This is a genomic window from Hymenobacter segetis (genome assembly GCF_038448715.1).
GTDB lineage: Bacteria > Bacteroidota > Bacteroidia > Cytophagales > Hymenobacteraceae > Hymenobacter > Hymenobacter segetis.
Genome location: NZ_JBCEVZ010000102.1, coordinates 1 through 13,224 on the forward strand (window position 1 = coordinate 1; position 13,224 = coordinate 13,224).

Annotated in this window: 15 protein-coding genes; 9 read left to right on the plus strand and 6 right to left on the minus strand. The window is 60.4% G+C overall.

Annotation, left to right across the window (positions count from 1 at the left end):
- A partial coding sequence (locus AAFH49_RS21700; protein ID WP_342301510.1) for an Hsp20/alpha crystallin family protein occupies positions 1-294 on the plus strand: 294 nt, incomplete at its 5' end.
- A 200-nt stretch (positions 295-494) separates the two neighbouring features.
- On the opposite strand, the gene AAFH49_RS21705 is transcribed toward AAFH49_RS21700, so the two are convergent.
- Together AAFH49_RS21705 and AAFH49_RS21710 are read right to left on the minus strand one after the other, a co-directional pair.
- The gene (locus AAFH49_RS21705) at positions 495-818 is read right to left on the minus strand and encodes a hypothetical protein (protein WP_342301511.1); all 324 of its coding nucleotides are present in this window, start codon (positions 816-818) and stop codon (positions 495-497) included.
- A 5-nt stretch (positions 819-823) separates the two neighbouring features.
- Positions 824-1,099, minus strand: a complete 276-nt coding sequence (locus tag AAFH49_RS21710; RefSeq protein ID WP_342301513.1) for a VF530 family protein — start codon at positions 1,097-1,099, stop codon at positions 824-826.
- A 97-nt stretch (positions 1,100-1,196) separates the two neighbouring features.
- Between AAFH49_RS21710 and AAFH49_RS21715 the strand changes: the two genes are divergently transcribed.
- A complete protein-coding gene (locus AAFH49_RS21715; protein ID WP_342301515.1) occupies positions 1,197-2,045 on the plus strand; it encodes a glycoside hydrolase family 25 protein in 849 nt (282 codons plus the stop codon).
- Between the two features lie 186 nt (positions 2,046-2,231).
- Here AAFH49_RS21715 and AAFH49_RS21720 read toward each other — a convergent pair whose 3' ends face one another.
- Positions 2,232-2,450 (minus strand): hypothetical protein, encoded by a 219-nt coding sequence (locus tag AAFH49_RS21720; protein ID WP_342301516.1) that lies wholly within the window; start codon positions 2,448-2,450, stop codon positions 2,232-2,234.
- Positions 2,451-2,522: 72 nt separating this feature from the next.
- On the opposite strand from AAFH49_RS21720, the gene AAFH49_RS21725 reads away from it, so the two are divergent.
- The 3 genes from AAFH49_RS21725 (at position 2,523) to AAFH49_RS21735 (ending at position 5,084) form a co-directional block, all read left to right on the plus strand.
- Positions 2,523-2,960, plus strand: a complete 438-nt coding sequence (locus AAFH49_RS21725; protein ID WP_342301518.1) for a septal ring lytic transglycosylase RlpA family protein — start codon at positions 2,523-2,525, stop codon at positions 2,958-2,960.
- A 55-nt stretch (positions 2,961-3,015) separates the two neighbouring features.
- Positions 3,016-3,213, plus strand: a complete 198-nt coding sequence (locus AAFH49_RS21730; protein ID WP_342301520.1) for a hypothetical protein — start codon at positions 3,016-3,018, stop codon at positions 3,211-3,213.
- Positions 3,214-3,521: 308 nt separating this feature from the next.
- Complete coding sequence (locus AAFH49_RS21735) at positions 3,522-5,084, plus strand: alpha/beta hydrolase family protein (RefSeq protein ID WP_342301521.1); 1,563 nt, start codon at positions 3,522-3,524, stop codon at positions 5,082-5,084.
- Between the two features lie 11 nt (positions 5,085-5,095).
- On the opposite strand, the gene AAFH49_RS21740 is transcribed toward AAFH49_RS21735, so the two are convergent.
- The 3 genes from AAFH49_RS21740 to glgP all read right to left on the minus strand — a co-directional run bounded on the left by AAFH49_RS21740 (position 5,096) and on the right by glgP (position 8,097).
- Entirely contained in the window at positions 5,096-5,509 is a 414-nt protein-coding gene (locus tag AAFH49_RS21740; RefSeq protein ID WP_342301522.1) for a hypothetical protein, read from the minus strand.
- Positions 5,510-5,615: 106 nt separating this feature from the next.
- Complete coding sequence (locus AAFH49_RS21745; protein WP_342301524.1) at positions 5,616-6,278, minus strand: SOS response-associated peptidase; 663 nt, start codon at positions 6,276-6,278, stop codon at positions 5,616-5,618.
- A gap of 166 nt (positions 6,279-6,444) precedes the next feature.
- Positions 6,445-8,097 (minus strand): alpha-glucan family phosphorylase, encoded by a 1,653-nt coding sequence (gene glgP, locus AAFH49_RS21750; RefSeq protein ID WP_342301526.1) that lies wholly within the window; start codon positions 8,095-8,097, stop codon positions 6,445-6,447.
- Positions 8,098-8,618: 521 nt separating this feature from the next.
- Here glgP and AAFH49_RS21755 point away from each other — a divergent pair.
- The 4 genes from AAFH49_RS21755 to AAFH49_RS21770 form a co-directional block, all read left to right on the plus strand.
- Entirely contained in the window at positions 8,619-10,058 is a 1,440-nt protein-coding gene (locus tag AAFH49_RS21755) for a hydrolase (protein WP_342301528.1), read from the plus strand.
- Between the two features lie 173 nt (positions 10,059-10,231).
- Positions 10,232-12,124, plus strand: coding sequence for an alpha-amylase family glycosyl hydrolase (locus tag AAFH49_RS21760; RefSeq protein ID WP_342301530.1), 1,893 nt, complete (start codon positions 10,232-10,234; stop codon positions 12,122-12,124).
- Between the two features lie 75 nt (positions 12,125-12,199).
- Positions 12,200-12,907 (plus strand): SDR family oxidoreductase, encoded by a 708-nt coding sequence (locus AAFH49_RS21765; protein WP_342301532.1) that lies wholly within the window; start codon positions 12,200-12,202, stop codon positions 12,905-12,907.
- 116 nt (positions 12,908-13,023) lie between these two features.
- Positions 13,024-13,224 (plus strand): hypothetical protein (locus AAFH49_RS21770; RefSeq protein WP_342301533.1); only part of this gene is annotated, 201 nt, incomplete at its 3' end.

The window sequence follows — 13,224 nt, forward strand, 5'->3', positions numbered from 1 at the left end:
CGCATCGACCGCCACCCGAAAGGCGTGATTGTGCGCGTGGCCATGCCCACCGTGTCGGCCAACAGCTTCCGCGTGGTGCTGAACCAGCAGAAACTGACCGTATTCAGCGACTACCGCCACGAACCCGACGACCAACTGGCCGCCCCGCTCTTCGTCCAAACCCTCGACCTGCCCACCAATCTGGATGTGGCCCGCATCGATGCCATTCACGAAGGCCAGGAGCTGCGCGTGCGCATCCCCTTCCTGAACCCCAACGACCATCAACGCGAAATCGACATCAAGCGCAACGAGTAGAGTTAATCCGTGGTGAGAGCCGATGGCCGTTTACCTGCCGACGGCTCCGCTGCCGCTCCTCGCCACCGCTTTTTATAACGCCGGGACCGACCGGCACCGCAGTCCTATTTATATAGCCGGGACCGACCGGCCACTTTCCGAGTCTTTTGGGTTTTTACTCTTGAGCCACCGCCCGCAGCGGTGGTTTTGTTTTTTCGGGCCTACCCGAACAGCGGGATAATCAGCACGAAGCTCATCACCACGGCGAGGTAAAACCAGCCCATCATCTGGCCCCGGTAGCGGCGCGGCAGACGGTTGCTGAGCACCAGCATGGCCGCGATAACCAGCGTGAGGTGCGCCACAAAAAACACCATCGTCTTCACCCAATTGCTCACGATGGTGTTTTCGGGCTGGTTCTGGTTGCTTTCGCCCAGGCCCGAAGTCAGGTATTGCAGGCCATAAAAGGCCACGATTTCAAAGGCGATGAACAGCCCCAGACCCGCCAGCAGCGCCGGCCTGGACGATTTTTCGGAGACGTCGGCCATGATGCTTACGGGCGAGGGCGGCCCTGCACTTCCGCGCTACGGGCCTTAATGTAAAGCTCCTCGACCTTGGTGCGGGCCCAGGGCGTGCGGCGCAAAAACGTGAGGCTGGACTTGATGCTCGGGTTGTCGGCGAAGCAGTTCATGCGCAGGCGCGCATCGAGCTCGGGCCAGCCGTAGGCGGCCACGAGGTACTCCAGAATCTGCACCAGCTTTATGCCGTGCAGCTCGCTGATGAGGTGGCCGGTTTCGTCGCGGGCATCGGCGGCGCGGAGGAAAGACATAGGCGAATTTGGTGGGCTGAAAGCGCAAAGTTCGCGAAAAGCCGGGGCCCGGCGCACGATGGCGCGCGGCGCGGCGTTATTTTTGGAGCCCCTGCCTATGCCGCCATTGTCCAGCACCGCACCCGTTGCCCAGCCCGCCCGGCCCGCCGCGCCCCGGCGGCCGTGGCGGCGCGGCCTGCTGGCAGCGGCCCTGCTGGCCTTGCTGCTGGGCGGCACCTACTACCTGCGCCACCAGGTGCAGCTGAACCGCTACGCCCGCCGGGCCTGGGCCACGTTCACCAAAAACGGCCTCACCGGCCGCGAAAAAACCCCGCTGCTGGCCGGCTACTCGGTGCACGGCATCGACGTCTCATCATACCAGGGCCGCATCGACTGGCCCGAGGTGGCCCGCAACCGCGTCCGGTTTGCTTTCATCAAGGCCAGCGAGGGCGCTACGATGCGCGACCCGCGCTTCGCTCGCAACTGGCGCGAGGCCCGCAAAGCCGGCGTGCTCTGCGGAGCATATCACTACTTCCTGCCCAACCGCGATGGCAAGGTGCAGGCCAATCTATTTGCCAAAACAGTGCCCCTCGCCCCCGGCGACCTGCCACCCGTACTCGACGTAGAAGCCGCTAATTTCCACGACGTGGCCGTGCTGCGCCGCGAAGTGGCCCGCTGGCTGCGCCTCATCGAGGCGCATTACGGCGTCCGGCCCATCCTCTATTCCAACCACAGCTTCTACAAGCGCCACCTCGCCGGGCACTTCGACGACTACCCACTCTGGCTGGCCCACTACGAAGTGGAGCGCCCCACCCTGCCCCGCAGCAAGTGGATAATCTGGCAGCATTCCGACGAAGCCTACGTGCCCGGCATTCGCGGCGTGGTCGATTTCAACGTCTTCCAGGGCAATTTCGAGTCGTTGCAGGCGTTGCGGATTCCGGCGGCCCCGCCCAAGCCGGCCCACTAAAAAGCTATTTGAATAAGCCACGAGTTGTCATTCCGACGCAGGAGGAACCTGGGTAAAACCGTCAAAGCAGAACCCTCATATTCCTCCTGCGTCGGAATGGCAACCTTCTAAAAAAAACCGTCCGGCCCGGCGGCTTCCGCAGAAGCAGCCAGGCCGGACGGCCGTAGTTTGCCCGAGGCCAAGGACCTACATTTTCTCCTTGGTCTCCATTTTGGCGTCCTTCTTCACGACCTTGCCTTCTTTTTTAACCATTTTGTCGCCGTGCATTTTGCCGGCGTGCTTCACCATCTTGCCTTCGGTCTTTTCTTCTTTTTTCATCATCTTGCCATCACCTTGCTGCGCGTGAGCAGCCATAAACGTGAACGACAGGGCGAGGGCCGAAGCCACTTTCAGGAAATTTTTCATTGGTTGTGTTGGGGAAAAATAGGGTTGTGTGAGAATTACAACCGAAAGATTATCACCTAAAATAAAGGTTGGATGAAGTTGAATAAACAAGCCAAAATTCTGCACCGCGGGCTATTATACCTGCTGTTTTTGCTGGCCTTGGGGCTGGCCTCCTGCGGCGGCAGCCACACCGTGAGCAAGGGCACAAAGGGCGCCCGAAACAGTGTTCAATCGGGCCTGGGCTCCTACTATGCTGACAAGTTTAACGGCCGGCCCACCGCCAGCGGCAGTACCTACCGCCCCGGCCAGATGACGGCCGCCCACAACACGCTGCCGTTCGGCACCCTCATCCGCGTTACCAACACCCGCAATGGCCGCTCCGTGGATGTGACCGTAACCGACCGCGGCCCGCACACCAAAGGCTACATCGTGGATGTGTCGCACCGCGCCGCCGTGCAGCTCGGCATCATCGAGGCCGGCGTGGTTCCGGTGCAGGTCACCGTTATCCGCGAAGCCGCCGACAACCGTTAGTCCGCCGGCCCGTCTTCACCTTATATCTTCGTCCCCCCTCGACTACCCTACTGCCATGAATATCCGCAAAAAAGTAACCTGGACGCTCCCCCCCGGCGTCAACCGCTACGCCGCCCTCGACCTGTGGGTGCCCGCCGCCGAGGACGAAGACTGGTCCGACGATGAAATCCAATACGTCATCACCGAAGTAGTGGAAGCCGAAACTGATGCCGCCGGCCTCGAAATTTTGGCTTGGTACAGCAAAATCATGTAAGCCAATACGCTGTTGCCGGGCTTGCCTCGCCGCCCTCCCCTTGCTGCTGCCCGCAGCCACTGGGGAGGGCGGCTTTTTTGTGCGCGGGGCTCTGCTATTCGCTGCTTTGAGCGGCCTTATTGCTACTGCCTGGGATGAATTATAAAAACAATGGTTTTTTATAAATAAAACTTTAATGATATTTTTTATTCATAAATCATTTTATTTTTAATTTATTAAACAAGATTTAATTGTACTTTTGAGTCAATCGGGTTTTGGCGAATACGCCTCCTTTCCGCTTGACCCGGACACACTAAACTGCATTTGCTATGAATATCAACTATTTACTAACTAAAATCATTGGCTTGACGGTTGTCAGCACGTTAAGCCTGGCAACTATTAAGGCAGCGCCCATCGGAACGGGCCAGATGCTGGGCCAATGGGCTGGTGCTCTGCCTGTACCTGGCGGCAGCCGCCAGGTATTTATCAGTGTGAGCGCACAGGCTGATGGTACGCCTACGGCCGTGCTCCGCATGGACGCGGGACGGCTCCACAACAGCCCGATGCGCGTGGTGAGCACCGCCGACAGCGTGGTTTTTTATGCCGATAAGGCGGGCTGCCGCTTTGCCGGCCAGCCTGTGGCCAACGGGCAGCGACTGCGCGGCCAATGGCAGCAGCCCGGCTTCCGCGCTATGCTGGTGCTGGACCGCGTGGCCGCCGACAAAACCGCTGAAGCAAGCATAGCCCTGGCCCCCTTTAAGGAAGCCCCGGCTTACAAAACCGAAGAAGTACACGTGAGCAGCCCGAGTAGTCCCAGCCCCGAAATTGGCCTGGGCGGTACGCTGCGTTTGCCCACCGGCACCGGGCCATTTCCCGCCGTGGTGTTGCTGCCGGATGTGAACACCCCGGAATCAGCCACGGGCGATTATAGCCTACTGAATGCCCTGGCCGACTACCTCACCCGTCAGGGCGTGGCCGTGCTGCGCCTCGATGACCGGGGAACAGGCCGCTCGGTGGGGGTATCTGCGGCCACAGCGGGCACCCAGCTGGTGGCCGATGCGCAATCGGCTATGGCCTACCTGCGGGCCAAGCCCGGCATCGACCCACTGCGCGTGGGCCTGCTGGGGCATGGCGAAGGGGCCAACGTGGCCTTATTGGCTGGGGCACAGGCACCCGCGCCCGCATTCCTGGTGGCATTGGGCGCGGCCGGCGTGAATGGGCAGGAGCTGCTGGCCCGGCAAACCTCGCTGGTGAACCAGCCCGGCGAGCCCGATACCGCCCAGATAAAGTGGGCTGCCACGGCAGCGCAAGCAATGGCAGTGGCCCGGCGCGAAGCCAAACAGCAGCTAGCCACCGGTGCCAATCCTGCCCAAACCCAGCTGCGCATTGCCCAGGAGCAGCTGCGCCTGACCACCGAAGCCCGCAAGCGCAATGATGCGCTGTATAAGCGCCAGTACGCGCTGCTCGAAATCATCCGTCAGACGAGTGATAATGCCCAGGCGCAGGCCATTGTGGCCAATATGTTGAAGCAGATTTATCCGTCGCTGACCTCGGCGGCGGCGCAGGCCCGGGCCGGGCAGCTCACCAGCCCGTGGTACCGCTCCTTCCTCACCTTCAATCCGCAGGCAGAGCTGGCCAAAGTAGCCTGCCCCACCCTGCTCCTGCACGGCACCGCCGACACGCAGGTGCAACTAGCCGCCAACCTGCCGGCGCTGGAAAAAGGCCTCAAAGCCAACAAGCGCGTGAACGTGCAGAAGCTCGACGGCCTGAACCACGAGTTTCAGGCGCCCCTCAGCGAGCAGGCCCTGGCAGCAGGCACCACCGTACGCCCCACGGCGGCTACCGATGCCCTCGAAACTGTGGGCGAATGGGTGATGCAGCAGGTGAAATAACAAACGGTACGCTACGCGGCCGAAGGCGAGCGAAACGCCTCGCGCAGCCAGCATCCAGCCAAAGCCGCCAGCCCGCCAACCAAACCAGCCACAAGGCCGGCCACCAGCACCAGCGCCACCGATGAGCCGCCCAGGGGCAGCAGTTGCGCCACGCGGTGCGCCAGTAGGCCACCATTCTGATAGGCCAGCCAAGCGGCGGGCAGTATCCAGCTCAGCCCACCTCCGCTAAAGCCGGCCCAAAAGGCTACGCGGCCCGTGGGAGCAATTGCCAGCCCCACTACAAACGCCACCACGGCCAGGCTCCACCACGGCAGGTCTAGCTGCACGGCCGAGGCCAGCACGAGAATGAGAATCGGTAAAAGCCAGGGGTTGCGCCAGTTCATGCGGACAAAGTAACGCAGCAGGGGCGGGAATAAGAACGTCATGCAGAGCGTAGCGAAGCATCTTTACCGCTCAACGCAATCAAAAGAATTAGTGACTGCAGTAAAGATGCTACGCTCTGCATGACCCGCAATTACTGTTCAGGACTGCTTAAGCTGCCGCCAGTACCTCCGGGTCGTTATTCGCCGGCGAGTTTACGCGCTTGCTGATGACGTATTCCTGCATGGCGGCCGCATCATACGGCTGCAACAGCTGCTGGTGCGCCGACAGGCTCAGGCCATCATCGAGCCAGGCCTTTTCGGCGGCGCGGGTGGGCAGGATGACGGGCATCCGGTTGTGGATTTTGGCCATCAGCGCGTTGGGCTCGGTAGTGATGATGGTGAAGGTGGGGTGCAGTTCGCCGGTGCTGCGGTCCAGCCACTCATCCCAGAGGCCGGCGAAGGCGAAGGGCTGTTCATCGCGCAGCAGGATGCGGTGTGGCACCTTGCCCGCGGGCGTGGCCTGCCACTCGAAGAAACTATCGGCCAGCACAAGGCAGCGCTTCCGCCCCAGCAGCTGCCGGAAACTGGGCTTTTCGGCCAGCGTCTCGGCCCGGGCATTGATGGGCTTGGGGCCGGCGGCCGGGTCCTTGCTCCAGCTGGGCACCAGGCCCCAGCTCAGCAGCTGAATCTGGCCGGGCGCGGCGTTGGTGATGATGGGCAGCCGCTGCGAGGGCGCGGCGTTGTAAGTAGTCGGCGCGGGCTCGGTGAATTTGGCGTCGAAGCGCTTTTCAATGACTGGCGCGGGGGCGATGAAGGTGTAGCGACCACACATGGCGGAAAGGAAGGATAGTGAAAATTGCCTGTCATCCTGAACGCAGTGAAGGACCTTACCACGTTCGAACGAGTCGCTGTTTATACGACAATCGGTCAAACGTGGTAAGGTCCTTCACTGCGTTCAGGATGACAAATGGAGCTAACGTCGCCCCATCGACTCCTGCTTACGCCTTATACAGTAGCTCGTAGTATTCCTTGGCCATGCGGCCGCTTTCAAACTCCGGCTCCACGTCCTTCATGGCGGTTTTCACCACTTTCAGGAAGTTTTTGGGCTGGTCGTAGTATAGCGGCAGCACGGTGTTTTCGAGCACGTCGAGCAGGGCGGTGGCCTCGGCATCGTCCTTCACGTTATCGGGCAGGGTCACGTCGACAATCGGAATGAGGAAGCCATTTTCACCGTCGCGGCAGAATTCGGGAATCCAGCCGTCGGCGATGCTCAGGTTCACGCTGGCGTTCATGGCGGCGGTCATGCCGCTGGTGCCGCTGGCCTCCCGGGGGAAGCGGGGCGTGTTCAGCCAGATGTCGGAACCCTTTTTGAGGGCGGCCGACAGACCCAGCTCGTAGCCGGTGAGGACGGCGCAGTTCTTCAGATTGGCCGTGCGCTTGATGATTTCATTGAACAAAGCCACTGCGCCGAAGTCCTTCGGGTAGGGCTTACCGGCCCAAATCATCTGGATGGGGTGCTTGGAATTGTTGGCCAGCTCCACGAAGCGCTCGAAGTGGCGCAGAATCAAATCGGCGCGCTTGTAGCCGGCGAAACGACGGGCCCATACGATGGTGATGACGTTGGGGTCGAAGACGTTGCCGGTCTGGTCGGCCACGATTTTGAACAGGTCCTTTTTCAGCTCCTGCTTGCGGGCCAGCAGGGCGGCATCGTCCTTGCCTTTGAGGGCGGCGGCCAGCTGCGTGTCGCGCCAGTAGGTGCCGTTCTGGCTGTTGGTGATGGGGATAATGGGACAGATACCCTCGTAGTGGCCCCACATTTCGTTGGCCACGGTGCCGTGTACCTTGCTCACAGCGTTGGCCTTACGCGAGAAACGCAGCGCGGTGAGGGTATAGTTGAGCGCGTCGCCGTGGCCGATTTGGGCCACGCGGCGCACCTCGTCTTCCGGCATCGTGCCGAAGAAGGTCATGTCCGTGAGCAGCTTCATGGGGCGCTCCTCGTTGCCGGCCAGCTCGGGGGTGTGCGTGGTGAAAACCAGGCGTTTCTGCACCTCGGCCAGGTCGCGGCCGTGCTTCTCGTAGAGGTAGAAGGCCAGCGGCAGGCCGTGGCCTTCGTTGAGGTGGTACACGTCGGTCTGGCGGCCGAGCACGTCGAGCAGCTTGCCGCCGCCCACGCCCAGCAGGATGCTCTGGGCCACGCGGGCCGCCGCGTCCGGGTCGTAGAGGTGGTGCGAGATGGTGCGCGAGAGGAAGTCGTTCTGCTCAATATCTGTGGTGAGGAAGAACATCGGCACGGTCCCGAATACTTCCGGAGCCAGGTACAGAGCCTTCACCTGCACATCGGCCCCGTGGATGGTGATGGGGAAAATGATGCCCGTATCCTGCAGGAACGAATAGTGCTTCTGGCGGAACTCGGCGCGCATGCTTTGGTCGGCGTTGCGGTCCTGGTCGTAGTAGCCGAAGCTCCACAGGATGCTGATGCCCACCAGGTTCTGCTTCAGCTCGAAGCCCGAGCGCATGTGCGAGCCAGCCAGAAAGCCGAGGCCGCCGGAATAGGTTTTCAGGGCCTGGTCGACGGCAAACTCCATCGAGAAGTACGCGGCGGCGGTCTTGAATTTGGCGGCCGGCGTGTAGGGTTTAAAGGTAAAAGCCATTAATAAAGGGCTAGGGCGCGGGCCGGAGCGCACGCCAGAATGGAGGTTTCGGGTTGGAAAAAAGAAGCGCCGCCTGAAGCGCAGCTTCCGTTGAGGGCGCAAGGTCCGAAGCATTCCGGAAAAATCGCAACCACTTGATATTGAGGCACGACTTACGCAAACGTTAGCATTTGGCCCAACGGCAACAGTGTCAAGGCAATATCAGCCAGCGGGTTACTACCAAATTTTCTTCGTGCCCCGTGCAAAGAGAGCATCTTTTTGTTCCCTGACACCATTGCCGCCTTAGCAGCAAACACTTGCCTTTGTCTGCCAAGCATCAATTATGAAGAAATAATTAATTTTTTAATTATAGTAACATATTTTCTAATTTTAATAAAATCAATCTACTGAAAAGGCATTTAATTAATGATAATTCAAAAAAAGCCACAATCTTTTAACATATCCCATTGCAATACCCCTAGTTGATTACACTAGCTTTGGCGCTTCACTCCCAAACTTTTAACCCATTTCACACCATGCGCATGACACTTTCTGTTCGCTACCTGGTGGCGCCCTTGCTGGGTGCTCTCCTGTTCGCCAGTTGTTCGAAATCGGAGCTAACGCCGGAGGCCCCGGCGGCGGCTACGGTGTTGCAAAATGTATCGGCACCGGGCTTCCCCGAAGGCTTTGAAACGGGTACCAAAACGGCTTACACCACGGGTAGTGTCACGCTCGGCTCGGGCTCCTGGACGCTGAACGATGCCCTCATCGGCAACACCACGGCCGATGCCAAAACTGGCACCTGGTCGGCCCGGGTGCGCAACAGCGGTTCGCTGAGCATGAATTTTGACCTGACCGGCGGGGCCGGCGTGGTCACGGTGGCGCACGCCCTGTATGGCACCGACGCCAGCGGCACCTGGGAGCTGTGGGCCAGCGCCAACAGCGGCAGCAGCTACGCTAAGGTGGGCAGCACCATCACCACGAGCAGCACCACGCTGAGCACGGCTTCCTTCACGGTGAACATTGCCGGCAACGTGCGCCTGCAGGTGCGCAAAACCGACGGCAGCACCAACCGTCTGAACTTCGACAACATCACGGTGGAAAGCTATGGTACCGGCGGTGGCGGCGGCGGTGGTACTGGCGGCAAGAAATTCCTCTTCGATGCCAGCCACGCGGAGCTGGCCGGCAACGCCGACTGGGCCCTGGACGTGGACGGCGGCGTGACGCCGCGCTACCCCACGCCAGCCGCTTCGGGCATCACGGCCAGCACTTCGGAAACGTACTGGACGGCCGCCCTCTCCTCGTGGGGCGTGGCGCTGGTGAAGCTGGGCAACTCGGTGGAAAACCTGCCCTCGGGCACGGCCATCACCTACGGCAATACCTCGAACCCTCAGGATTTGGCCAACTACAATGTGTTTGTGGTGGATGAGCCGAATACGCTGTTCTCGGCTACCGAGAAAACGGCCATCATCAACTTCGTAAAAAACGGCGGCGGCCTGTTCATGATTTCGGACCACGATGTATCGGACCGCAACAATGACGGCTACGACTCGCCCGCCATCTGGAACGATTTGATGACGAATAACTCGGTACAGGCCAACCCCTTCGGCTACAGCATCAACCTCACCAATATCTCGGAAACCACCAGCAACGTGCTGGCCAGCGGCACCAACACCATCCTGAACGGCTCGCAGGGCGCGGTGACGCAGCTGAAATTCTCGAACGGCGCGACGATGACTAAGACCTCCGGCTCGGCCGCCACACCGCTGATTTGGCAGAGCACCGCCTCGCAGGGCAACACCAACATCATGTGCCTGAGCAGCACCTACGGCACGGGCCGCGTGGTGTGCATCACCGACTCGTCGCCGGCCGACGACGGCACCGGCAGCCCCGGCAACACCGTGTACCCCGGGTGGACCGAAATTGCCAGCCACGCCAAGTTGCACATGAACGCCTCGCTCTGGCTGGCCAAGCAGCAGTAAGCCACTTGGCTGAAGCGAATAGTGAAAGCCCGCTCCCAGGTTTGGGGGCGGGCTTTTTTGTGGGCTTGATGTGAGCGAAAAATATATTCCGAAAGTGGAAACGGTTGCGCATGAAGCTCCTTCCGGGAAAGCCGTACTTTTGGCCCTGCCGTTATTCTTACGCCCTTTTTGCCATGAAATTCCCACAATTTCTGCTCGTCGCTACCGGGCTGCTGATGCCGCTGCTGTCGCCGGCCGCAACCGGTGCTGCTGGTCCCGCCGCTACTCCCAGCGCCACTGCGAAAGCCGCCCCCGGCGTGCGCATCGACCCGACTTACTGGTGGGTGGGCATGAAAAACCCCAAGCTGCAATTGCTAGTGAATGCGCCCGGCATCGCGGGCAGCACGGCCACCCTGGCCACCTACCCCGGCGTGACCCTGGACAGTCAGCAGAAGCTGGAAAGCCCGAACTACCTCGTTGTCAACCTCACCATCAGCCCAGACGCCAAGCCGGGCCAGCTGAAACTGAGCTTCAAAGGCAGCAAAAGCCTGACATATACCTACGAACTGCGCGCCCGCAATACCGACCCGCAGCGCACGCAGGGTCTCACGCAGGCCGATTTCATCTATATGCTGATGCCGGACCGCTTCGCAAACGGCGACCCGAAGAACGACGTGGTGAAAGGCACCCGCGTGAATCACATTGCCCGCGACTCGATGTACGCCCGCCACGGCGGCGACCTGAAGGGCATTCAGAACCATTTCGACTACTTCAAGAAGCTGGGCGCGACGGCCATCTGGCCCACGCCCATCATCGAAAACGACATGCCCAAGGCCAGCTACCACGGCTACGCGGTAACGGACTGCTACAAAATCGACCCGCGCTACGGCACCAACGCCGAGTACCAGCAGTTCGTGAAAGCCGCCCACGCCGACGGCCTGAAAGTGGTGCAGGACATCGTGCTCAACCACTGGGGCAGCTACCACCATCTGTTCCTCGACAAGCCGGCGGCCGACTGGTTCCACGCCTTCCCCAAGTTCACTCGCAGCAATTACAATGCTTTTGCGCTGAACGACCCCTACGGCTCGAAGCGCGACTACACGCTGTTCAACGACGGCTGGTTTGATACCACGATGCCCGATGTGAACCAGGGCAATCCGCTGGTGGCTACTTACGTGATTCAGAACTTCCTGTGGTGGGTAGAATCGACGGGAATTGATGGCTACCGCATTGATACGTACCCCTATTCCGAACCCAACTTCCTCATGGCCTGGGGCAAAGCCATTGGCGAAGAATACCCCAAGCTGGCCCAGTTTGGCGAAGCCTGGGAAGGAACGGAGGCCGAGCAGGCCTTCTTCGCCCAGAACATCCTGCCGCCGGTGAACGGCTTCAAGTCGAACCTGCCCGGCGTGCTCGACTTCCAGATTTGCTTCGCGATTTCGGATGCGTTGAAAACCGAAAACGGCGACCTGAGCAAGCTCTACCACGCCCTGCAGGGCGACTGGCTGTACGTGGACGCCACCCGCAACGTGACCTTCCTCGACAACCACGACATGAGCCGCTTCTACTCGGTGATTGGCGAGGATTTCGGCAAGTTCAAAACCGGCATTGCCTGGCTGCTGACTTTGCGCGGCACCCCCCAACTCTACTACGGCACCGAGGTGCTGATGAAGAACTTCTCGAACCCCGACGGCAAAGTGCGCGAGGATTTCCCCGGCGGCTGGGCCGGCGACAAAACTAACTACTTCACTACGCGGCCCAGCGGCCAGGCCGGCGAGGCGTTCGACTACGTGAGCAAGCTGGCCAACTACCGCAAGGCCCACCCGGTGCTGAGCAGCGGCAAGCTGATGCAGTTCATCCCGCAGGATGGCGTGTACACCTACTTCCGCTACAACGACGCGGGCGAGTGCGTGATGATTATCGCCAACAACACGAAGGACGAAAAGAAGGTGGATGGGACTCGGTTTGCCGAGCGCACCGACGGCTTTTCCTCGGGCATGGAAGTGGCGAGCGGAGCTACTATTTCCGACCTAAAAAACCTGACCGTGCCCGCTCATACGGCCTGGGTGGTGGAACTGCGGAAATAATCCGACGGTTCGTTTAAACTGCTTCGCCTGCTGCACTGGCAGATTTCCTTTCATTGTTGCTAACCCTGCGCGCCCATGACCGACCTCACCGACCAAGTTGCCATCGTCACCGGCGCGAGCCGTGGCATTGGCAAAGCCATTGCGTTGCTGCTGGCCCTGCAAGGCGCCAAAGTAGTGGCAGTGGCCCGCAGCGAAGACGAACTCTTGGAGCTGGGCCAGAAAACGCAGGGCCTGTGCATCGTGGCCGACGTTTCGGACGAAGCCGACGCCAAGCTCGTCGTGGCCGAGACGCTGAGCCGCTACGGCCGCCTAGACATTCTGGTGTGCAACGCCGGCGTGGGCTCGTTCAACGAGCTGGAGCAGTTCGACGCGGCCGAGTGGGACCGGATTTTTGACACCAACGTGAAGGGCACTTTCCTGCTGTGCAAGGCCGCCGTGCCGCATTTCAAGGCCCAGAAAAAAGGCCATATCGTGGGCATTACCTCCGATGTGGCCAAGCGCACCTTCGCCCACGGCACGGCCTACGGGGCCAGCAAATTTGCCCAGGATGCCGTACTGGCCAGCCTGCGCAAGGAAGTGCGGCCGCACGGCATCAAGGTGAGCACCATTTATCCAGGGCTGGTCGACACCTATTTCAACGACACCACGCCCGGCAGTGTGGAGAACGAGAAAACCCACCTCCGCCCCGCCGATATCGCCCAGGCCGTGCGTTACGTGCTCGAAGCGCCCACGCACGTGGTGGTGGATGAGCTCATGCTGCACCCGCTCACGCAGGAGTGGTAATTTTCAATGGGTGAATGAGTGAATGGCTGAATGGGCGAATAATTTGTCTGGTACCTGCTTTATCATTCACCCATTCAGCCATTCACTCATTCACCCATTGACTATCTTGCCGCATCATGAAAAAACTGTTGCTGGCCGGCGGCCTCCTCTCTTTGGCTGCTTTCTCGTTGCCCAACCCGCCCGTGGACAAAAAACACCCCCAAGCCACCGACCCGAACACCACCGCTGAGGTTCCGAAGGATAATAAGCTCGTCATCTACCAATTGATGACGCGCCTGTTCGGAAACAAAGTGGCGCTGAACAAGCCCTACGGCACC

What these genes read in the sequence shown, in the direction of transcription:
- glgP (WP_342301526.1), bottom strand. Translation starts at nt 8,097, where the DNA reads ATGGCTTTTACCTTTAAACCCTACACGCCGGCCGCCAAATTCAAGACC.
- AAFH49_RS21725 (WP_342301518.1), top strand. Translation starts at nt 2,523, where the DNA reads ATGAAGTTGAATAAACAAGCCAAAATTCTGCACCGCGGGCTATTATAC.
- AAFH49_RS21765 (WP_342301532.1), top strand. Translation starts at nt 12,200, where the DNA reads ATGACCGACCTCACCGACCAAGTTGCCATCGTCACCGGCGCGAGCCGT.
- AAFH49_RS21760 (WP_342301530.1), top strand. Translation starts at nt 10,232, where the DNA reads ATGAAATTCCCACAATTTCTGCTCGTCGCTACCGGGCTGCTGATGCCG.
- AAFH49_RS21740 (WP_342301522.1), bottom strand. Translation starts at nt 5,509, where the DNA reads ATGACGTTCTTATTCCCGCCCCTGCTGCGTTACTTTGTCCGCATGAAC.
- AAFH49_RS21715 (WP_342301515.1), top strand. Translation starts at nt 1,197, where the DNA reads ATGCCGCCATTGTCCAGCACCGCACCCGTTGCCCAGCCCGCCCGGCCC.
- AAFH49_RS21730 (WP_342301520.1), top strand. Translation starts at nt 3,016, where the DNA reads ATGAATATCCGCAAAAAAGTAACCTGGACGCTCCCCCCCGGCGTCAAC.
- AAFH49_RS21720 (WP_342301516.1), bottom strand. Translation starts at nt 2,450, where the DNA reads ATGAAAAATTTCCTGAAAGTGGCTTCGGCCCTCGCCCTGTCGTTCACG.
- AAFH49_RS21705 (WP_342301511.1), bottom strand. Translation starts at nt 818, where the DNA reads ATGGCCGACGTCTCCGAAAAATCGTCCAGGCCGGCGCTGCTGGCGGGT.
- AAFH49_RS21710 (WP_342301513.1), bottom strand. Translation starts at nt 1,099, where the DNA reads ATGTCTTTCCTCCGCGCCGCCGATGCCCGCGACGAAACCGGCCACCTC.
- AAFH49_RS21755 (WP_342301528.1), top strand. Translation starts at nt 8,619, where the DNA reads ATGACACTTTCTGTTCGCTACCTGGTGGCGCCCTTGCTGGGTGCTCTC.
- AAFH49_RS21735 (WP_342301521.1), top strand. Translation starts at nt 3,522, where the DNA reads ATGAATATCAACTATTTACTAACTAAAATCATTGGCTTGACGGTTGTC.
- AAFH49_RS21745 (WP_342301524.1), bottom strand. Translation starts at nt 6,278, where the DNA reads ATGTGTGGTCGCTACACCTTCATCGCCCCCGCGCCAGTCATTGAAAAG.